Annotated in this window: 18 protein-coding genes and 2 tRNA genes; 13 read left to right on the plus strand and 7 right to left on the minus strand. The window is 63.5% G+C overall.

Features of this window, described 5'->3' with window-relative positions; translation table 11 throughout:
• Positions 1-25: 25 nt before the first annotated feature.
• From H3H36_RS07025 to glmM, 4 genes are all read left to right on the plus strand, one after another.
• The gene (locus tag H3H36_RS07025; RefSeq protein ID WP_182215662.1) at positions 26-721 is read left to right on the plus strand and encodes an RlmE family RNA methyltransferase; all 696 of its coding nucleotides are present in this window, start codon (positions 26-28) and stop codon (positions 719-721) included.
• A gap of 203 nt (positions 722-924) precedes the next feature.
• Positions 925-2,805: an ATP-dependent zinc metalloprotease FtsH gene (gene ftsH, locus H3H36_RS07030; RefSeq protein ID WP_182215664.1), complete on the plus strand. Its 1,881-nt coding sequence runs from the start codon at positions 925-927 to the stop codon at positions 2,803-2,805.
• Positions 2,806-2,893: 88 nt separating this feature from the next.
• On the plus strand, positions 2,894-3,733 hold the full coding sequence (gene folP, locus H3H36_RS07035; protein WP_182215666.1) for a dihydropteroate synthase: 840 nt from the start codon (positions 2,894-2,896) through the stop codon (positions 3,731-3,733).
• 29 nt (positions 3,734-3,762) lie between these two features.
• Entirely contained in the window at positions 3,763-5,112 is a 1,350-nt protein-coding gene (gene glmM, locus H3H36_RS07040; protein WP_182215668.1) for a phosphoglucosamine mutase, read from the plus strand.
• Between the two features lie 117 nt (positions 5,113-5,229).
• Here glmM and H3H36_RS07045 read toward each other — a convergent pair whose 3' ends face one another.
• The gene (locus tag H3H36_RS07045; RefSeq protein WP_182215671.1) at positions 5,230-5,661 is read right to left on the minus strand and encodes a hypothetical protein; all 432 of its coding nucleotides are present in this window, start codon (positions 5,659-5,661) and stop codon (positions 5,230-5,232) included.
• Between the two features lie 800 nt (positions 5,662-6,461).
• Here H3H36_RS07045 and H3H36_RS07050 point away from each other — a divergent pair.
• From H3H36_RS07050 to H3H36_RS07070, 5 genes are all read left to right on the plus strand, one after another.
• A tRNA-Pro gene (locus H3H36_RS07050) sits at positions 6,462-6,538 on the plus strand.
• A gap of 78 nt (positions 6,539-6,616) precedes the next feature.
• Positions 6,617-6,693: transfer RNA gene (locus H3H36_RS07055), tRNA-Arg, on the plus strand.
• 89 nt (positions 6,694-6,782) lie between these two features.
• Entirely contained in the window at positions 6,783-7,697 is a 915-nt protein-coding gene (locus H3H36_RS07060; RefSeq protein ID WP_182215673.1) for a LysR family transcriptional regulator, read from the plus strand.
• A 255-nt stretch (positions 7,698-7,952) separates the two neighbouring features.
• Positions 7,953-9,113 (plus strand): cyclopropane fatty acyl phospholipid synthase, encoded by a 1,161-nt coding sequence (gene cfa / locus H3H36_RS07065; protein WP_375539582.1) that lies wholly within the window; start codon positions 7,953-7,955, stop codon positions 9,111-9,113.
• Positions 9,114-9,236: 123 nt separating this feature from the next.
• Positions 9,237-10,346: an HPP family protein gene (locus H3H36_RS07070; protein WP_182215678.1), complete on the plus strand. Its 1,110-nt coding sequence runs from the start codon at positions 9,237-9,239 to the stop codon at positions 10,344-10,346.
• Between the two features lie 98 nt (positions 10,347-10,444).
• On the opposite strand, the gene H3H36_RS07075 is transcribed toward H3H36_RS07070, so the two are convergent.
• Both H3H36_RS07075 and H3H36_RS07080 read right to left on the minus strand, forming a co-directional pair.
• Complete coding sequence (locus H3H36_RS07075; protein WP_182215681.1) at positions 10,445-10,741, minus strand: hypothetical protein; 297 nt, start codon at positions 10,739-10,741, stop codon at positions 10,445-10,447.
• Positions 10,742-10,852: 111 nt separating this feature from the next.
• Positions 10,853-11,707, minus strand: coding sequence for a hypothetical protein (locus H3H36_RS07080; RefSeq protein WP_182215683.1), 855 nt, complete (start codon positions 11,705-11,707; stop codon positions 10,853-10,855).
• A 475-nt stretch (positions 11,708-12,182) separates the two neighbouring features.
• On the opposite strand from H3H36_RS07080, the gene H3H36_RS07085 reads away from it, so the two are divergent.
• Entirely contained in the window at positions 12,183-14,570 is a 2,388-nt protein-coding gene (locus H3H36_RS07085) for a DNA polymerase II (protein ID WP_375539580.1), read from the plus strand.
• Positions 14,571-14,662: 92 nt separating this feature from the next.
• A complete protein-coding gene (locus H3H36_RS07090) occupies positions 14,663-15,772 on the plus strand; it encodes a 6-phosphofructokinase (RefSeq protein ID WP_182215689.1) in 1,110 nt (369 codons plus the stop codon).
• A gap of 12 nt (positions 15,773-15,784) precedes the next feature.
• Here the strand turns inward: H3H36_RS07090 and H3H36_RS07095 are convergent, their stop codons facing one another.
• Positions 15,785-16,246 carry a GNAT family N-acetyltransferase gene (locus tag H3H36_RS07095; RefSeq protein ID WP_182215691.1) on the minus strand — a complete coding sequence of 154 codons (462 nt, stop codon included), beginning with the start codon at positions 16,244-16,246 and terminating at the stop codon, positions 15,785-15,787.
• Positions 16,247-16,461: 215 nt separating this feature from the next.
• On the opposite strand from H3H36_RS07095, the gene H3H36_RS07100 reads away from it, so the two are divergent.
• The gene (locus H3H36_RS07100) at positions 16,462-17,076 is read left to right on the plus strand and encodes a flavin reductase family protein (protein WP_182215693.1); all 615 of its coding nucleotides are present in this window, start codon (positions 16,462-16,464) and stop codon (positions 17,074-17,076) included.
• Between the two features lie 39 nt (positions 17,077-17,115).
• Here the strand turns inward: H3H36_RS07100 and H3H36_RS07105 are convergent, their stop codons facing one another.
• Complete coding sequence (locus H3H36_RS07105) at positions 17,116-18,201, minus strand: type II asparaginase (protein WP_182215695.1); 1,086 nt, start codon at positions 18,199-18,201, stop codon at positions 17,116-17,118.
• A 414-nt stretch (positions 18,202-18,615) separates the two neighbouring features.
• Between H3H36_RS07105 and H3H36_RS07110 the strand changes: the two genes are divergently transcribed.
• Positions 18,616-18,957 (plus strand): hypothetical protein, encoded by a 342-nt coding sequence (locus tag H3H36_RS07110; RefSeq protein WP_182215697.1) that lies wholly within the window; start codon positions 18,616-18,618, stop codon positions 18,955-18,957.
• 100 nt (positions 18,958-19,057) lie between these two features.
• Here the strand turns inward: H3H36_RS07110 and H3H36_RS07115 are convergent, their stop codons facing one another.
• Complete coding sequence (locus H3H36_RS07115) at positions 19,058-19,645, minus strand: DVUA0089 family protein (RefSeq protein WP_182215699.1); 588 nt, start codon at positions 19,643-19,645, stop codon at positions 19,058-19,060.
• 122 nt (positions 19,646-19,767) lie between these two features.
• Complete coding sequence (locus tag H3H36_RS07120) at positions 19,768-20,862, minus strand: patatin-like phospholipase family protein (RefSeq protein WP_229219781.1); 1,095 nt, start codon at positions 20,860-20,862, stop codon at positions 19,768-19,770.
• Between the last annotated feature and the right edge of the window lie 43 nt (positions 20,863-20,905).

A 20,905-nucleotide genomic window follows, 5' to 3' on the forward strand; every position in this document is an offset into this window, starting at 1 on the left:
TCCTTAAAAGCAGTATTCTACGCGAATGGCAAAGAAAAAATTAAACAAGAACTGGTTGCACGACCACATTAACGATCCCTACGTGAAATTGGCGCAGAAGGAGGGCTACCGGGCCCGCGCCGCGTTCAAGCTCAAGGAGATCGACGAGGACGAGAAACTGATCAAGCCGGGCCAGGTCATCGTCGACCTGGGCTGTACGCCCGGCAGCTGGGCCCAGTACACGCGGCGCAAGCTGGCCGGCAAGGAGGGCGGCGGCGTGCATGGCACCCTGATCGGCCTGGACATGCTGCCCATGGAGCCGATCGCCGATTTCCATTTCATCCAGGGCGATTTTCGCACCGGGCGCGTATTGCGCGAGCTGGAAACCGTACTGGCCGGACGCAAGGCCGACCTGGTGCTGTCGGACATGGCGCCCAACCTGTCGGGCATCGCCACGGCCGACGCGGCGCGCATGGAACACTTGATCGACCTGGCCATCGAATTTTCGCAATCCCACCTGAAACCCACCGGTTCCTTGCTGGTGAAATGTTTCAAGGACATGGGTTTCAGCCAGATCGTGGAGAAATTCCGGGCTGAATTCAAGGTCGTGATCCAGAAAAAGCCCAAGGCCAGCCGCGACAAGTCGTCGGAAATATTCCTGTTGGGCAAGGGTTTGAAAAATCCGGCCACGGGCGCCATGCTGATTCCCGACGACATGGATGATTTTCCCCTTGATATTTAAGGGTGGACCCGCACCTAACCATGGATAGAGCCGGTTTTTACCCGCGTCCGGGGTGTTAAATCGACAAAATCCGGGACTTTCCTGCGCCCGCGTTGGCTGAGAGGCCGCGCGCACGGGATGGTTTCTGGCACCGCCTGCTTATTGCGGGTAAAATCGGGTTTCTGCTATTGGTAAAAGATGCGCCCCGCATCCAAGGAGTTTTCGTGAATAACATGTTTTCCAAATCGGCCATTTGGGTAGTCGTTGCGCTGCTCTTATTCATGCTGTTCAAGCAATTCGACAACCATGGCATTACCGGTGGCGCCAAGCCCATCGCGTATTCCGACTTGTTGGATGAAGTGAAAGCGAAACGCATCAAGGAAGTGCTGATCGAGGGCGGCAGCATCACGGCCACCCGCGTGGATGACAGCAAGGTGCGCACCAGCGCCACCTTCCTGGACCGGGGCCTGATCGGCGACCTGCGCGACAACGGCGTGCGCTTCGACGTCAAGCCGCCCGAGGAGCCAGGTTTCCTGCAGCAGATGTTCGTGTCCTGGTTCCCCATGGTCCTGCTGATCGGCGTGTGGATCTTCTTCATGCGGCAGATGCAGGGCGGCGGCAAGGGCGGCGCGTTCTCCTTCGGCAAATCGAAGGCGCGCATGATGGATGAGACCAATAACACCGTCACCTTTGCGGACGTGGCCGGCTGCGACGAGGCGAAAGAGGAAGTCAACGAGATCGTCGACTTCCTGAAAGACCCCACCAAATTCCAGAAACTGGGCGGCCGCATTCCCCGTGGCGTGCTGATGGTCGGCCCACCGGGCACCGGCAAGACGCTGCTGGCGCGCGCCATCGCCGGCGAAGCCAAGGTGCCGTTCTTCTCCATTTCCGGTTCCGACTTCGTGGAAATGTTCGTCGGCGTGGGCGCGTCGCGCGTGCGCGACATGTTCGAGAACGCCAAGAAGCATTCGCCATGCATCATCTTCATCGACGAGATCGACGCCGTGGGCCGTCACCGCGGCGCCGGCATGGGCGGCGGCAACGACGAGCGCGAGCAGACGCTGAACCAGTTGCTGGTGGAAATGGACGGCTTTGAAGCGAGCTCCGGCGTGATCGTCGTGGCCGCCACCAACCGTGCCGACGTGCTCGACAAGGCGCTGCTGCGTCCGGGCCGTTTCGACCGCCAGGTGTCCGTCGGCTTGCCCGACATCCGCGGCCGCGAGCAGATCCTGAACGTGCACATGCGCAAGGTGCCGATCGGCACTGACGTCAAGGCCGACATCCTGGCCCGCGGCACGCCCGGCTTCTCGGGCGCCGACCTGGCCAACCTGGTCAACGAGGCGGCCCTGTTCGCGGCCCGCCGCAGCAAGCGCCTGGTCGACATGATCGATTTCGAGGACGCCAAGGACAAGATCTTCATGGGCCCGGAACGCAAGTCCATGATCATCCGCGAGGAAGAGCGCCGCAACACGGCTTACCACGAGTCCGGCCACGCCGTCGTGGCCAAGCTGCTGCCCAAGGCCGACCCCGTGCACAAGGTCACCATCATGCCGCGCGGCTGGGCCCTGGGCCTGACCTGGCAGTTGCCCGAGCATGACAACCTGTCCGGCTACAAGGACAAGATGCTGGAGGAAATCTCCATCCTGTTCGGCGGCCGTATCGCCGAGGAAATCTTCGTCGGCCAGATGTCGACCGGCGCCTCGAACGACTTCGCCCGTGCCACCAAGCTGGCCCGTTCCATGGTGACCCGCTTCGGCATGTCCGACAGCATGGGCGTGATGGTGTACGAGGACAGCCAGAACGATGGCTTCTTCGGCGGCGCCTCCAAGACCATTTCCGAAGCCACCCAGCAAAAGGTGGATGCGGAAATCCGCAGCATCCTCGACACCCAGTATTCGCTGGCCCGCAAGCTGCTGGAGGAACACCGCGAGCAGGTCGAGATGATGACCAAGGCCCTGATGGAGTGGGAAACCATCGACGCCGACCAGATCAACGACATCATGGCTGGCCAGGAACCGCGTCCGCCGAAGGCGGGCGTGACCATCCGCAAGCATCCCAGCGATGGCGGCCCCGGCGTGACGCCCAGCGTGACCGCGCCGGCCTGACCTGTTCAGTCCGATCACAAGCAAAGGGTGAGGAGCGATCCTCGCCCTTTTTCGTTCTGCGCTGTAGCGCTCACCAATAATAGTTTCAATGCGACAACAACTTCAGTTTGGCCGTTACAATTTCCCGCTGGCCGGCGAGGGCTACCGCCCACGCGTGATGGGCATCCTCAACGTCACCCCCGATTCCTTCTCCGATGGCGGCCACTACCAGTCGCTCGAATTTGCCGTCTCGCACGCCGAGCAGATGATAGGGCAGGGCGTGGACATCATCGACGTGGGCGGCGAGTCGAGCCGTCCCGGCGCGCCGGCGCTGCCGCTGGAGCAGGAATTGCAGCGCGTGATGCCGGTGCTATATGCGCTGCGCGACAGCGGGGTGGCCATCTCCGTGGACACCTACAAGCCGCAGGTGATGCGCGAAGCCATCATCGCCGGCGTGGACATGATCAACGACATCAACGGCTTCCGGGCGCCGGGCGCCATCGAAGCCGTGCGCGACAGTGACTGCGCCCTGTGTATCATGCACATGCAGAGCACGCCAGACACGATGCAGCAGCAACCAAGCTACGGCGACGTGGTGGCCGAGGTGACGGCTTTCCTGCGCGAACGCATAGCCGCACTGACGGCGGCCGGCATCGATCCGCGCCGGCTGTGCATCGATCCGGGTTTTGGTTTTGGCAAGACGGTCGCGCATAATTACGCCTTGCTCAAGGCCACGGGCCAGTTGATCGAGCAGCTCGGCTTGCCGTTGCTGGCCGGCCTGTCGCGCAAGTCCATGATAGGGGCCGTGACGGGCAAGCCCGTCGAGCAGCGCCTGGCCGGCAGCCTGGCGGGCGCGCTCGCTGCGGTAGCGCAGGGTGCGCTGATCGTGCGGGTGCATGATGTGGCTGAGACCGTCGATGCCCTCAAGGTGTGGCAGGCGGCACAATAAACGAATTTTCTACCGATAAGAGAGCAACTATGGCACGCAAATATTTTGGTACCGATGGTGTACGTGGCCTCGTGGGCGAGGCGCCCATCACGCCGGACTTCGTCATGCGACTCGGCTACGCGGCCGGCAAGGTGCTGGCCAAGGCCCGCTCGGGCGGCAGCAAGCCGACCGTGCTGATCGGCAAGGACACGCGCATCTCCGGCTACATGCTGGAGGCGGCGCTGGAGGCCGGTTTCTCGGCCGCCGGCGTGGACGTGATGCTGGCCGGCCCCATGCCCACGCCCGCCATCGCCTACCTGACGCGCGCGCTGCGCCTGCAGGCTGGCGTCGTCATTTCCGCTTCGCATAACCCATTCCAGGATAACGGCATCAAGTTCTTCTCCGACCAGGGCACCAAGCTGCCCGACGCCGTGGAGCTCGATATCGAAGCGGCGCTGGACTTGCCGATGGAATGCGTGCCATCGGAAAAGCTGGGCCGCGCCAAGCGCCTGGACGATGCCCAGGGCCGCTACATCGAATTTTGCAAGAGCACCTTCCCCAACGAGCTCGACCTGCGCGGCCTGAAGATCGTGGTCGATTGCGCCCACGGCGCCGCCTACAACATCGCGCCCCACGTGTTCCATGAGCTGGGTGCGGAAGTGATCGCCATTGGCAACAAGCCGGACGGCTTCAACATCAACGCCGGCCACGGCGCCACGGCGCCGGACGCCATGTCGGCCGCCGTGCGCGCCCATGGCGCCGACCTCGGCATCGCGCTCGATGGCGATGCCGACCGCCTCATCATGTGCGATGCCACGGGCCGCCTGTACAACGGCGACGAGCTGCTGTACGTGATGGTGATGGACCGCCTGGCCACCGGCCCCGTGCCGGGCGCCGTGGGCACATTGATGACCAACATGGCGCTGGAAGTGGCGTTCAAGGAAAAGAACATCGGTTTCGCGCGCGCCAAGGTGGGTGACCGCTACGTGCTGGAGGTGATGCAGGAGAAGGGGTGGATCCTGGGCGGCGAAGGATCGGGCCACCTGCTGTGCCTGGACAAGCATACGACGGGCGATGGCATCATTTCGGCGTTGCAAGTGCTGTCGGCACTGGTGCGCAGCGGCAAGTCGCTCGAGCAGTGCGCGCAGGAACTGGTGCTGTTCCCGCAAACCTTGGTCAACGTGCGCGTGGCGCCCGGCTTCGACTGGACCCGCAACGCGGCCATGGTGCACGAAAAGGAACTGGTCGAGCGTGAGCTGGGCGACAGCGGGCGCGTGTTGATCCGCGCCTCGGGCACGGAGCCCTTGATCCGCGTGATGGTGGAAGCGCGCAACGCGGCCGACGCGGCTGCCATGGCGCAGCGCATCGCTGACAAGGTCGACAGCCAGCTGGCGGCCTGATAGCAGGGGAGGGCGGCCCGGCCGGCAGGCCGGGCCTGCCCAACGCGCCTGGAGGGGATCACGCGCGCGGGCGATGCGGGCTGGCCGGCTCGGGCCATCCCGCCTGGTCGTCCGTGATCAGCGCACGGCCAGCGACACGGTCCGGGCCGGGGCCACGGTGCCATCGGAGATGGTACTTTCCGGCACCACCATCAACAGCTCGCCAGTGATATTGTCGTTTGGTTGCAGGTGGATGGTCATCTGCAACTGCTGGTCCAGCGCCGTGAAGGAATTGGCGCTGGTGGCCACGATCTGGTGCTTGCCCAGGTCGTCCACTTCGGCGAACATCCGGTTGCCACGGGCGCTCAGGGTCAGCTCCTGGCCATTGGCCAGCGTGTAGGTGGCCCGGTAGGGATAGAACTCGTCCTTGTCCATGTAGCGCACATGGGTGGGCGCGTCGATACGCAGGGCGTGGCCGGGCACGGTGACGGTTTCATTCGGGGTGACGCTTTGGCTGAACGCGGCCAGCGAGGCCACGCTCAAGAGTGAGGCGAGTATAAGCTTATTCATGATTTTTGCCATCCTTTCTTATTGATCAGCATTGCTGTCCTTGGGCTGATTTAATTCATACATCTTCGTGTTCTTGCTTTGTGATATAAACTTCATCATGCGGATTTTGTGTGGCGGGTTCCGTTGTTGTATCATTTTAATACCTGTGAATTAATATCCTGATCATGCCGATTATTTATATTCGCCTGGCCGGTTGGAATATAAATTAGCCTATGCGCCAGCCGGGCGGGAAAATAAGGGCCAACCGCATTCCCGCCAGCTCCGTCCGCCTCCGCAAGGCAGGGGCGAACCAGCGCAGCGTAACTGCTAAAGCTAAAGCAACGATGTCGCTTACACCATCCAGGATGGAGAGGATCCCTGCCGGCGCCATGAGAATGGCCGGCTGAACAAGGCGCGCTTGGCGTGCGCCTGGTTGACGACGGGCGGTCTTTGGTATTACTGAGAGAAGCGTATGGTTGTTCTCTGGCAGTAGTGCCCATTCGTCCCCTGCTGCGGCCCCGGCGATGAATTTGTATCGTTTCGTGGACGGCCACGCAGCGTATGAATTTCTGATTGCTAGTCATTCTGCTATTAAACGGGAAAAATGTAACTAAATATATTTCTATCGTTGATGTGCGACCGCTGAATAAAATATATGGCACATCGCCTTGAACCTGGGTGATTAAATCAGGTCTGAATCAGGAATTAAATGGCCGAACGTGTGTGCATGCCTGAAACGATAACGGCTGCAATTTGCTGACAATTCAGCAACGCATCCTGCACATTGACGAAGCAGGCGCCAGCGGTTATGATGGCGTCATCGGAGTGTGGCGCAGCCCGGTAGCGCACCTGGTTTGGGACCAGGGGGTCCAAGGTTCGAATCCTTGTACTCCGACCAAGAATGTATAAAAACGGGTTGTCCACGACAGCCCGTTTTTCATTTGCGCTTGCATACGCCAGCGCACCCCGCATCGCGCTGCCCATAGCTCAGTTGGATAGAGCATCAGCCTTCTAAGCTGAGGGTCGCAGGTTCGATTCCTGCTGGGCAGGCCATTTCCACGCGCATTGTCCCGCTTACCCTCCTTCCACCCGGTCAGCGTTACCGGCGACAAACAAGTATTTCCTGTATTACTATAGTGCCTATGGACATCAATCTGGCACGTACCTTTCTCCAAGTGGCCGCCAATGGCAGCTTCATCCTGACGGCCCAGCGCATGCACCTGACCCAGACGGCCGTCAGCGCCCGCATTCGCACGCTCGAGGAGCAACTGGGCCAGCGCCTGTTCGTGCGCAACAAGGCCGGCGCCAGGCTGACGGCGGCCGGCGAGCAGTTCATGAGCCATGCCCATGCGCTGGTGCAGGTGTGGGAAAGGGCGCGGCGCCAGATCGCCTTGCCGGCCGGCAGGGAAGTGGGCGTGAGCGTGGGCACGGAATTGAGCTTGTGGCACCCCTTCCTGGCGGATTGGCTGGTGTGGATGAACCGCAGCCATCCCGAGGTGTCGATCCGGTCCGAAGTGGCGATGGCCGGCCGCCTGCTGGACCGGGTGCAGGATGGTTCGCTCGACATCGCCGTGCTGTACAACCCGCGTCCCCGCGCCGGCCTCGTGTCGGAATTGCTGCTTGAAGAAAAGCTGATCATGGTCACCTCGGACGCGGACGGCAAAGTCGATCCCGAACGCTACATCTACGTGGACTGGGGGCCGCAGTTCTCGATCAACCACGAAGCGGCCCACCCGGAACTGGGCATGCCGCCCATGTCGATCTCGCTGGGGCCGCTGGCCATGACGTATCTGCTCAGCGTGGGCGGCACCGGCTATTTTCGCGCCAGCATGGCGCAGCAGTTCATCGCGGACGGCCGCCTGCGCCGGGTCAAGGACACGCCGGAGTTTTCCCACTCGGCCTACGTGGTGTATGCCAGCCAGCGCCACAGCGCCACCCTGGACCGGGTGCGCGATGCCATGCGGGCCGTCGTCGCCTGCACGGACCGCGCCAGCCTTCACCACACCATCGTCCCGCGTCCGGCCATGCCCTCGGGCGACACGCTGGACGACGCCTGAACAGGCCACCCGCGCACGGCGGGCGCGCGCCCGGCAATTTCAAATACATTTTTTTGATATGAATTGCCAGAATTTTTCATTAGTCAAGAAACCTTGCAGGTGCGACACTGTTTGCTCCTGTTCTGACCGGTTGTGCCGTATCAGGACTTAACCGCGCATTGCCGGCCGGGCCCCCATCTGCCCGATCGATGATGTACCCGGGGCCGGCCGCCAGCACGGGGCCGTGCCCGTCCACATACCAGGCTTATGAATCAGATTTCGTCTTCCGCACTCCATTCATCCAGTCCAGACACCTTCTTCTCCAACTCCCGGTTGTATGACACCGCTTCCAGCCTGCTGGCCACGGCCGGTATTGCGATCAATGGCAATGCCCCGTGGGATATCCAGCTGCGTCAGCAGGGCGTGCTGGAACGGGTGTTCGACCAGGGCAACGTCGGGCTGGGGGAAGCCTACATGGATGGCGCGTGGGAGGCGGAACGGCTCGATGAATTTTTTTGCCGCTTGCTGCGTGCGCGACTGGACCAACAGGTCAAACACGTGCGCCTGCTGGCCCACGCGCTGAGCGCCAAGCTGCTCAATTTGCAGACGCGCCGGCGCGCCTGGCAGGTCGGCAAGGTCCATTACGACCTGGGCAACGAGTTCTACGCGGCCATGCTCGATCCGCGCATGACCTACACCTGCGGCTACTGGAAAGGCGCCAAGACCCTGACGGCCGCGCAGGAGGACAAGCTGGATCTCATCTGCCGCAAGCTCGACCTGCGCCCCGGCATGAAGGTGCTCGATATCGGCTGTGGCTGGGGCAGTTTCATGCGCTTCGCGGCCGAGTATTACCAGGTCAGCTGCGTGGGCGTTACCATCTCGCGCGAACAAGCGCAGTGGGGCAGGGAGCACAGCCTGGGCTTGCCGCTCGAGTACCGGCTGCAGGACTACCGCGAGCTCGATGAGCGCTTCGACCGCATCGTCAGCGTCGGCATGTTCGAGCACGTCGGGCACAAGAACTACCGCACCTACATGGAAGTGGCGCACCGCTGCCTGAAGCAGGATGGCCTGTTCCTGCTGCATACCATCGGCAAGAATGTGCGCGCTTCGGTGCCCGATCCGTGGATCGACAAATACATCTTCCCCAACGGCGCCTTGCCCTCCATCGGCCAGGTCGGCGACGCGGTGGACGGCTTGTTCGTCACCGAGGACTTGCATAATTTCGGCGCCGACTACGACAAGACACTGATGGCCTGGTGCCGCAATTTCGAAGCGGCCTGGCCCCGTTTCTCCGCGCAACTGGGCGAGCGCTTCTACCGCATGTGGCGCTACTACCTGCTGTCGTGCGCGGGCGCGTTCCGGGCGCGCGACATCCAGTTGTGGCAGTGGGTGTTTTCCCGGCAAGGCATCACGGGCGGATACCGCCGCCTTTCCTGAGCCTTCACGCTGGCCCGTTTCCGCTCCCGTTTCCGCTCCTGTCCGGGCGATGGCGCGTTGCCGCCATCGCCGATGATCGTCCGCTCGTATAAAGGTCTTGCTGTGTCCTGGATTAGAAATTGCTTGCTCAGATGCGCCCCCGCCGCCATCCATATCAACAACAAGGAACGACTGCGCAGTTGCCTCGGCGCGCTGCTCGGCATCGCCCTGACGGCCGGTCTGACCCGGCTGGCCGTGGGCGCCAACAGCAGCCTGCCCTTGCTGCTGGCGCCCATGGGCGCCTCGGCCGTGCTGTTGTTCGCCGTGCCGGCCAGCCCGCTGTCGCAGCCCTGGTCCATCATCGGCGGCAATCTCGTGTCGGCCCTGGTGGGCGTGGCGTGCGTGCGCGCGGTCGGCGATTCCATGGTGGCGGCCACGATGGCCGTGCCGCTGGCGATCGCCGCCATGTTCTCCCTGCGCTGCGTGCACCCGCCATCGGGCGCCGTCGCGCTCACGGCCGTGCTGGGGGGCGCCACCGTCCACGGATTGGGGTACGGCTTCGTGCTGGCGCCGGTCGGCCTCAATTCCGTGGCCCTGCTGGCCAGCGCCCTCGTGTATCACCGCCTCACGGGACACCGCTATCCGCACCGCGCCGCCAGCAGCGCGGCGCCGGCGGCGGAGCGCCGCACCGGCTTCACGCGGGCTGACCTGGAGGAAGCGCTGGCCCAGCATGGCGAGATGCTCGACGTGGAAGCCGAGGACTTGCAGACGCTGTTCAACGAAGTGGAAATCCGCGCCTACCGCCGCCACATGGAAAACCTGTTCTGCGCCGACGTGATGACGACGGCGGCGCGCACGGTGCGGCCGGAGACGACGGCCGACGCGGCCTGGAACCTGCTGCGCGAACACCAGATCAAGGCGCTGCCCGTCATCGACGACGAGCAGCGCGTCATCGGCATCGTCACGCAGACGGATTTCGTCGTGCATGCCCACGCCCATGCCTGCGCCGAGCTGCCGGGCACGGTGCGGCTGCGCCCGCGCGTGCTGGTGCGCGACATCATGAGCGCCGAAGTCAAGACGGCCCACCTGCTGCAGCCCATTTCCGAACTCGTCCCCATGTTCGCCAGCTATGGCCATCACCACCTGCCCGTGGTCGATACGGCCAACCGGCTGCGGGGCATGGTCACCCAGGCCAACCTGGTGGCTGGCCTGTACCAGAAATCGCTGGACCAGATGATCGCCCGCGCCGCGTAAGTGGGCTAGCGGAGTGGGAAACCTTCGGAAGGCCGAAGGTCTCAATTCCCATTACTCGACGATAGCTCGTCATAGAATTTTAGACTTCCGCATCGCCCTTACGGTTGAGGTTCTATCCGCTGTCCTTCCGCAGTTACACGGATGTTTTGCGGCGAAAATCCTGCGAAGTGAGCTGCGTAAATCGCCTTTCCTATTGCTCTGAAAAAGCTCGTCCTTTCGGCCTCAATTGATAAAATTGCATCTGGATTATTGGCAAGCTCGCGCTGAAAAGCAGCGATAAGCTGGTTTCGTTCCTGGATAGCGATGCCTCCAATCTGGACAGATACATCGTCTTCGATAACAGCATGCACAAATTCGTTCATTCTTGCCTCACATGTGATTTGCAGTGGCTTCATGCGACATGCTGCCGCTACATTCCCGCTGCATCAACTGGTTGAGCTTGCGTTTGACGCTTAAAGCCTGCACTTTCGTCGAGATTCTGCGGCCGAGTCAGATTGCCCGCTAGCTCAGGGGATTTGTCTGCAAAGTTCAAGCGAGTATTGATATTCTCTCCAGTTATACTCATTGCAAGCACTTTGTTCGGCAGGCGTTTTTTGAGCCCTGCAGACGGCGTCTTCTAGTCGCCATGCCAAATACGCACTGGAAGTACATCTTGCGCGGGCCGCACTTTCACCTGGAGCAGAACCCGGCGGTTCGACACTTGGACCGCTTCCACTCGCATTTCCGTTGCTGCCAATGCTGATATTGGTGTCGTACCCACCATCATCTGCGTTGCCACTGCCGTCACCTTCCCCGTAAATGGGAATGACAGGGATGTCTGCGCCACCATTACCGTCGTTACCGCGAGGGTCAACGGAATCATCATACTCCGACGTGACAAATTTGTGCCCCCCCGGAACGGCAACAGCTTTGGCAGCTAGTTGAGTGGAGACCTGCTGTGCGGCGGAACGTAACTCGTGAGTCGATTGGTTCACTATATCGCTGACACGGACGCGCCGGCTCAGGAATGCGGCTTGTAGTGCTTCGTAGAGACCGTTAATCGACTGGCAGGCGATGTTGTCAGACTCTACGTTCATCCCGCAAATTGCCACGGCTTTGTCAGTAATAGCAATCCATGATGTCGTTGAGTTCTTGACTGGACTTGTCCGAATTATCTGCTTGACAGGTCCCAAAGATTGAGGTGAGGCTGCGGTAGTGCACTTGGCTGCGCTTTCACCCTTAATGCATACAGTTATGTATTTGTTATCTGACAGTTCAGGTCCGACAACAGATGCCTTTGTTGCAACTATGCTATCCCGATTTGTCGCTCCAGCTGTTGACAGAACTAATGCAACCAATGCGCCAAGAAGTAATGCCCTCATGTTTACTCTCCGGTCTAAAAATGAATGGGGAAATCTGTTTCTAGGATGATGCTGAGAAATATTGCATTAAATGCAATCATTAATTGTGTAAAGATGTCATTATTAATAAAAAATACTTTTCGTCTGGTCCACGCCTCATCGTGGCTGCATGCCGCAGTCGCAGCACGTATCGCACCAGAACTTTGAATAGTTGGAACTTGCCTAACAGGCGGTCGGTACTGAAAGCGGTATCTCGTGTTGATCGAGCCGCTGGTGGCGGCACGTCGTGGTCGCAATAGTTGGCCTGCCTATTGACGGCGGCTGATGGGCCTCTGGCGTGGTCACCTGGGTAAGCCTTGTGGCCGGCCTGTACCAGGAATCGCTGGACTAGATGATTGCCCGTGTCGCTTACGCCGGATGAGTTTTCGCCGCCGCACTGGTACAGTGTGGGATGCCGCGTGGCGGTGTTCTGAGTCCGGATAAGGGTAGGCACGTGGTGCAAGAGCAGCAAGAGCAGCAAGAGCAGTTGGGGTTCGTGTTGACCAGGCACTGGCGCGATACGGCGGCCGGTACCGAGGTCGAATTTTGGCTGGCTACGGACCAGGGGCCGCGCCAGTTGCGCCTGCCCGTGCAGCGCGCGGTGGCATTCGTGCCGGCCGAGCAGCGCGCCCAGGCCGAACTGCTGCTGCAGGCCGAACGCGGGTGTGAACTGCGCGAGCTGTCACTGACCGACTTCCACGCCCGCCCCGTGCTGGGCCTGTATTGCCGCCAGTACCGTCATTTGCTCAAGCTGGAAAAGCGGCTGCGCGCGCACGGCGTGGACGTGTACGAAGCCGACATCCGCCCGCCGGAGCGTTACCTGATGGAGCGCTTCATCACGGCGCCGGTGGCGTTCAGCGGCCAGCCCGGCCCCGGCGGCGCCGGCCCCTTGCTCGACTGCGTATTGAAGCCGGCGCCCGGCTACCGTCCCGCGCTGCGCATGGTGTCGCTCGATATCGAAACGACCGCGCGCGGCGACCTGTATTCCATCGCCCTCGAAGGCTGCGGCCAGCGCCAGGTCTACATGCTGGGGCCACCCAATGGCGGGCGCGAGGCGCTCGACTTCACGCTCGAATACTGCGACACGCGCGCGCAATTGCTGGAACGCTTGAACGGCTGGCTGGCCGCCCATGACCCGGACGCCATCATCGGCTGGAACCTGGTGCAGTTCGACCTGCGCGTGCTGCGCGAGCACGCCGAGCGCCTGCAGGTGCCGCTGCTGTTCGGGCGCGACGGCAGCGCCATGGAGTGGCGCGAGCACGGCGGCGGCCAGCAACACTATTTCGCGGCGGCGGCCGGGCGCCTCATCATCGACGGCATCGAGGCGCTCAAGTCGGCCACCTGGAGTTTCCCGTCCTTCAGCCTGGAATACGTGGCGCAAACCCTGCTGGGCGAAGGCAAGGATATCGACAACCCCTACCAGCGCATGGCCGAGATCGAGCGCCGCTTCGCCGAGGACAAGCCGGCCCTGGCCCGCTACAACCTGCACGACTGCGAGCTGGTCACCCGCATCTTCGCCCATACCGAGCTGCTCACCTTCCTGCTGGAGCGGGCCAGCGTGACGGGGCTGGCGGCCGACCGCAGCGGCGGTTCCGTGGCCGCCTTCGAGCACCTGTACCTGCCCATGATGCACCGCCAGGGCTACGTGGCGCCCAACCTGGGCGACGTGGTGGGCGAGAACAGCCCCGGTGGCTACGTCATGGATTCCCGCTCCGGCCTGTACGATTCCGTGCTGGTGCTCGACTACAAGAGCCTGTACCCGTCCATCATCCGCACCTTCCTGATCGATCCGGTGGGCCTGGTGGAAGGCATGCGCGCACCGGACGATGCGCACACCGTGCCCGGTTTCCGCGGCGCCAGGTTCTCGCGCCAGCGCCACTGCCTGCCGGCCATCGTCAGCCAGATCTGGCAGGGCAGGGAGGCGGCCAAGCGCGAGCACAACAAGCCCTTGTCGCAGGCGCTCAAGATCATCATGAACGCCTTCTACGGCGTGCTCGGTTCCAGCGGCTGCCGCTTCTTCGATCCACGCCTGGCCTCGTCGATCACCTTGCGCGGCCAGGAGATCATGCACCGCACCCGTCAGCTGATCGAGGCGCAGGGTTACCAGGTCATCTACGGCGACACGGATTCCACCTTCGTCTGGCTGGGCAAGGCGCACGACGATGCGCACGCGGGCGAGATCGGGCGCGCCCTCGTTGGCCACGTCAACCAGTGGTGGAGCACGCACCTGCGCGAGCAGTTCGGCCTGGCCAGCGCGCTCGAGCTGCAGTACGAAACCCATTACCGGCGCTTCCTCATGCCCACCATCCGTGGTTCCGACCTGGGCAGCAAGAAGCGCTATGCCGGCCTGGTGACGGACGCCGGCGGCGCCGATCGCATGGTCTACAAGGGCCTGGAGACGGTGCGCACGGACTGGACGCCGCTGGCGCAGCAGTTCCAGCAAGGGCTGTACGAGCGCATCTTCAAGGGCCAGCCCTACCGCGACTACGTGCGCGACTATGCGCGCCGCACCGTCAGCGGCGAGTATGACCACCTGCTGGTGTACCGCAAGCGCCTGCGCCGCCCGCTGGAGGACTACGAGCGCAACGTGCCGCCCCACGTGCGCGCCGCGCGCAGCGCCGACGAATACAACCGCCAGCATGGCCGTCCGCTGCAATACCAGCGCGGCGGCTGGATCCGTTACGTGATGACGCTGGCCGGGCCGGAGCCGCTGGAAGCGCGGCGCGCCGCCATCGATTATGAGCACTACCTGGCGCGCCAGCTGCAGCCCGTGGCCGATGCCATCCTGCCTTTCCGCGACGACGATTTCAGTACCCTGACCAGCCGCCAGCGGACCCTGTTCTGAGGCGCCCCGGTTGACGCGCCGCCGGCCGGCGCGGATACTGCGTGACATTCGTGCCCCCGGGCGCGCCGTCAAACCGCCAGCAGGAGAACACCATGCCATCACCGATACGCCGCATCGCCATCAACACGGGCGGCGGCGACGCGCCCGGCCTGAACGCCGTGATCCGCGCCACCGTGCTGGCGGCGCTGGAGCGGGGCTGGGAATGCATGGGCATTCGCGACGGCTACAACGGCATCCTGTGCCCGCAGCGTTATCCGGACGGCGGCGTGCTGGCGCTGACGGCCGAGCGCGTGCGCGGCATCGCCCACCTGGGCGGCACCATGCTGGGCACCACCAACCGCGGCAATCCGCTCAGTTTCCCCACCACGCAGCCCGATGGTTCCGTGCGCGAAGTGGACCGCAGCGACGAGCTGCTGGCCTGGTTCGCGCGCGAAGGTATCGATGCGCTGGTGGCCGTGGGCGGCGACGGTTCGCTCACCATCGCCGATGCGCTGGCGCGCAAGGGCTTGCGCGTGGTGGGCGTACCCAAGACCATCGACAATGACCTGGACCAGACCACCACCACCTTCGGCTTCGACACGGCCGTCGCCTTCGCCACGGAATGCGTGGATCGGCTGCACAGCACGGCCGAAAGCCACCAGCGCGTGATGGTGGTGGAGGTGATGGGCCGCTACGCGGGCTGGATTGCGCTGCACACGGGCATCGCCGGCGGTGCGCACGCCATCCTGCTGCCCGAAATTGCCTATGACCTGGAGCGGGTCGCGGCGGCCATCACGGCCCGCGAGCGGGCGGGCCACAGTTACTCGATCGTGGTGGTGGCCGAGGGCGCGCGGGCGGCCGGCGGCGCGCGCGATGTGCTGGCGCCGGCCGTGGCCGGCCACGCCGAGCGCCTGGGCGGGGCCGGCGAGCACGTGGCGCGCGAACTGCAGGCGCGCACCGGCAAGGATGCGCGGGCCGTGGTGCTGGGGCATCTGCTGCGCGGCGGCAGTCCCAGCGCCTTCGACCGGCTGGCGGCCTTGCGTTTCGGCGCGGCGGCCGTGCGGGCGCTGGACGCGGGGCAGTCCGGCGTGATGGTGTCGCTGGCTTATCCGAACATGCAATACGTGCCGTTGGCGCAGGTGGCCGGCCGCATGAAGAACGTGCCGCTCGATGGCGACACGGTGCGCACCGCGCGCGACCTGGGCATCTGCCTGGGTGACTGAGCGAGCCGGCGCTCAGGAGCGCGCGCTGGCGCCGGGGGCGATGAACAGCTTGCGCTGGAAGGGATTGAGTTCCTTCTTCAGGAAGCCCGGCGCGCGCGCATCGGGCGCGAATCCCTGGGTGGCATAAAAACCTTCGGCGCCATCGGCCGCCTGGAGCAGCACGCGCCGGATGCCCATGGCCACGCAATACTGTTCGATGTGTTGCATGAACCAGCGGCCCACTCCCTGGCCCCGGTGTTTGCTCGACACGATCAGGTCGGCCACGTAGCAGAATTCCGGTGGGGCCATTTCCAGCCTGGCGATGCCTATCACCGTGTCGGCCATTGCCACGCTCACCCATTGCACCCGTCCCAGCGCACGGGCCTGCGCAGCGTCACCCGGACCGACGGCGGGGGCGCCGGCATCGCGGCGCATGGCGTGCAACAGCTTGGCAGGCATCTTGGGCAGGGGGCGGAACGTCAGCGTAGGAGACATGGTCGAATCTGGGCGCGCGGGAAAATGGGCGTGCCCACAGGCTAAACCGTCAATCGTTGATGTGCAATCACATATTTGTATAAATTGTTTCTTCTGGCGCCTGGTATTGGGCAAATCCTGCCCGCGCTGCCAAACCGGCGCGATGCGTATGCGAAAATGCGACAGTTCTGGTCCACGGCCCCTTCTCACAACAGCAGATCACGCATCCAGCCCCCATGCATTTCTATCAGCCCGCGCACGGCCACGGCCTGCCACATGACCCATTCAACGCCATTGTCGGCCCCCGTCCGATCGGCTGGATCGCCACCCGCAGCGCGGGCGGGCAGTCCAACCTGGCGCCATACAGCTTTTTCAACGCCTTCAACTACACGCCGCCCATCATTGGATTCGCCAGCATCGGCCGCAAGGACACGCTGCGCAACATCGAGGAGACGGGAGAATTCGTGTGGAACCTGGCCACGCGCCCCTTGGCCGAGGCCATGAACGCCAGCTGTGCGCCGGCGCCGGCCGAGGTCGATGAATTCGAACTGGCGGGCCTGACGCCGGCCCCGTCACGGCTGGTGCAAGTGCCGCGCGTGGCGCAAAGCCCGGTGGCGTTCGAGTGCCGCAAGACGCAGATCATCCAGCTGCAAGGGGCCGATGGCGGCGCGGTGCCGACCTGGCTGGTGCTGGGGGAGGTGGTGGGTGTGCACATCGCACGCCACCTGCTGGTCGACGGCGTGTACGATACGGCCGCCGCGCGGCCCATCCTGCGCGGCGGTGGCCCCGCCGATTACTTTGAAGTTGGGGCCGATGCCTTGTTCCGCATGGCGCGTCCGGCGTGGCCGTGATGTCGTGAGGGGCGCCATGGTGCGGCGCCCCTGGCGCGATCAGTAGGTGTAGAAGATGCGCTGGATTTCCTTGCTGTCGCTGGTGCGGGTCAGGGCCAGCATCAGCAGGATGCGCGCTTTCTGCGGGTTCAGCGTGTCGGCCGCCACGAAGTCCAGTTCATCGTCGTTGGCTTCGCCGTTGCGGGCCACGATGCCCTGGCCCACGCGGCTGGCGCGCACGATCAGCACGCCCTGCTTGCGGGCCGCCACCAGGGCCGGCTTGACCTTGTTGGCCAGGCTGCCGTCGCCCACGCCGGCATGGATGATGCCCTTGGCGCCGCCGGCCACGAAGGCGTTCAGTGCGGCCGGGCCCATGTTGGCGTAGCCGTACACGATGTCCACTTGCGGCAGGCTTTGCAGCTTGCTGATGTCAAATTCCGTGTCCACGGTGTGCTTGCGCATGGCGCGGTGGTAGAAGTAGGGATGGTTGCCCTGGATGTAGCCCAGCATGCCCAGTTCCGTCGTCTTGAAGGTGTCCGGCGTGGAGGTGTTGGTCTTGGTGACGTCACGCGCGGCGTGGATCTGGTCGTTCATGGCCACCAGCACGCCCTGGCCTACGGCCTCGTGGCTGGCCGCCAGCAGCACGGCGTTGTACAGGTTGATGGGGCCGTCAGCCGACAGGGCCGTGCTGGGGCGCATGGCGCCCACCAGCACCACCGGCTTGCGGCTCTTGACCACCAGATCCAGGAAGTAGGCGGTCTCCTCCAGCGTGTCGGTGCCGTGGGTGATGACGATGCCATCCACGTCCGGGCGCGCCAGCAGTTCGTTGACGCGCTTGCCCAGGGTGAGCCAGTGCTCATTGCTCATGTTCTCGCTGGCGATCTGGAACACTTGTTCGCCCGTCACATGGGCCACCTTGTTCAGTTCCGGTACCGCCTGGATCAGGCTGTTTACGCCCACCGTGGCGGCCGTGTAGCCGATGGTGGTGGTGCTGGTGCTGCCCGAGCCGGCGATGGTGCCGCCGGTGGCGAGGATGGTCACGTTGGCCAGGTGGGGCGCGGCCGTGTCGGCCCGCACGTTGCTGGTAAGCAGGACGAGAAAGGCGAATACGACAGTTAGAAAGGGCACAGGTTTGCGATACAGCATTCGATCTCCGTTGTAGTAGGTGGTCACAAGTTCACATTGTGGGAAGCGATTTCATTCGTGTCAACAACACCCGTCGCTGGCGCGTTATGGTCAGGTTGGGAAACCGCCGTCACCATGTCTTTTGCTATCGGCCCGTGGCATGGCGCCCCGGACCGGTTGTCTACTTAGCAAACCGTGTGCCTGCGATGGGCTCGATGGCAACTCCATGTAATTAAACGGTTTTATCGCGCCGCCGGGGCCCGCCGCCGGCGCTGTCGTCCAAGCGCTTGGACGCGGTGGCGTGTTCGCCTCTGAATAATTGGACGCGGGCGGTGGCAACGGGGGGGATTTCATTTTGATAATGAATTTACACAGAAGGCGCGGTTTTGACCGATAATGACGGCAGCTATGCGAAATACATCAGGATGGAAGACCATGAAAAAGCTATCGGCCCTGTGGCTGGCCGTGTTCGTGTGCGCGAACCTGGCCGCCTGCGGCAAGTCCGAAGCGCAACGCCAGCAGGAATCGGCGGCGACGCTGACCAGTCTCGGTGAGAAATACGTGAAGGAAAAAGTCCTGGAGCCCTCGTCGGCCCAGTTCCGCAACCAGTTCATCGGCAAGAAGGGCGCGCCGTGCGGCGAAGTGAACGCCAAGGATGCGTTTGGCGCCTATATCGGTTTCCAGCGCTACATTTCCATCGCGCGCGACCTGACCCTGCTGGCCCAGGACGTGGCGCCGGCCGAATTCGAGGCATCCTGGGCGCAGTTGTGCCGTTGATGCTGCTTCGGTTCAATTCATAAAAAAATAAAAAGGCGCCAGGCCCGATTTATCGCTAGCCGCGATAAATAGGCCTGGCGCCACGTGACGCTGGTGGCCGTTACGCCTTGTTCTTGCGGCGCGCCACGCATGCCAGCAGGCCCAGGCCGGCGGCCAGCATGGCATAGCTTTCAGGTTCCGGTACCGGCGGCGGGGTGGCGCCGTCAACTCCGCTCAGGTGCACGCTCCAGTTCTGGCCCATGCCCTTGTGGCTGGCTGGCTGGTTCCAGTCGGCCAAGGGGATGGCGGCCTGGCTGTCAAAGCGGAAGCCGTCGGCCAGATGGGTGGTGTTGGCGAAGTTGTTGAAGGCCGCGATGGTGAACAGGTAGTTGCCGGCCGACAGGTTGCTGAAGCGCAGACCGGAGTCGTAATAGGTCTGGCCGGGCGCGATGCCGGCGTCGTCGTCGTTCTGGCCGATCAGCAAACCGTCTTTCCAGACTGCCGTGATTGGGTCGAAATTGCCGCCGCTGTGGAACGAATCGGTCCACACTTTTACATTGCTGGCGTCCTGCAGCAGCGTGAACGGAATCTCGATCACATCCTTCTGGTAGTGGATGGTGCCGCTGAAGCTGAAATCGGCGGCGTGGCTGGGGGCTGCGGCGACGGCGGCCAGCATGGCGCTGCCCAGCAGGAGTTTAATGTTGCGCATGGCATATCCCTTAAATTGAAATTAAAACAATGTCAAAAAGACAGCGCATTATTCCATGGGGTGGGATATTTGTCATGTTTTTTTGATATTATTGCTTGCGTGTTGCAAGACAGGACAGGGCTTCACGCGCCGCGCCGGGCCTCGGTATGGCGGCTGCGGCGGCGGAAGGCGGGCAGCGCGCCGGGCGGGCGCATGTAGGCTTCCATGGCCCGCTCGTAGCCGTACTGCCACTGGTCGTTCATGTACTGCACGAAGGTGGCGTAATCGCGCGGCATGACGAGCCGGATGCGGTTGCGGCGCCAGTCCAGTTTCTTCTGCATCTGCTGGCGCGCCAGCACGCTCGACACATCCGACGCGTCGATGCGCACGTCGGCCGGGTGGCTGTTGGCATAGCGCAGCCTTTCATTGCCGTCCAGCCCCAGCACGGCGCGCCAGGCAGGTATGGCGAATGCCTGGTCGAACGCTTCCTTGTATTCGATGGCCACCTGGCCGGCCAGGCGGCGCGCGATCTCGATCGGGAACAGGTCCAGCACGCCGCCGATGTAGTCGTGGCCGCCGTAGTGCTGGCAGCGGAAATAGATCATGTCGGCGATCGACAAGCGGGCCGCCTCCGTCAGCGGCACCGTGCCGTCCGTTTGCAGGGTGCCGGCCACGGCGTGCTCGCCCCAGCGCGGATCGCTCAGGGGCGAGTCCATGCCGGCCAGCAGGGCGGCCGCGCGCGGGCCGCAGAACACGGTTTCGGCGAACAGCTTGCGGGCACCGCGCGGCTGGCCCACGTCGCCGGGGCCGAACAGCAGGCGCCCGCCGATAATGGCCACGTCCACCTCGGGCGTGCCGGTGAAGGGCGGGAACGGCAGCGCGGGCGGGATCTCGAACAGGTAGTCGCGAAACAGGTCGGGAATCACGGGCGCCCTGGCCGGCGACAGCTTGCGCCTGGCCGCGCCCAGCAACGTGCCCACCATGCCCGCGTGCTGCGCCGAGCGGAGCTCGCACCAGAAACGGTACATGGCGCGCGAGGTGAGCCAGGCACGGCGCGCCGCGTCGTCCGGCAACTGGTGGATGATGGTGGCGGCGATCGAACCGCCGCAACTGGCCAGCAGCAGGTCGGGCTGGCGGCCGGCCTGGCGCGCGGCCGCGTACATGCCCAGATAGATACCGAAGCGGAAACCGCCGCCGGCCATCACCATGCAGCGCTGATAGGGAGTTGCTTGCGTCATGGGGTCACCATACCACATCGCCGGCCTGCCGCCCGTCCCGCGG

It is taken from the genome of Rugamonas fusca, from assembly GCF_014042365.1.
GTDB lineage: Bacteria > Pseudomonadota > Gammaproteobacteria > Burkholderiales > Burkholderiaceae_D > Rugamonas > Rugamonas fusca.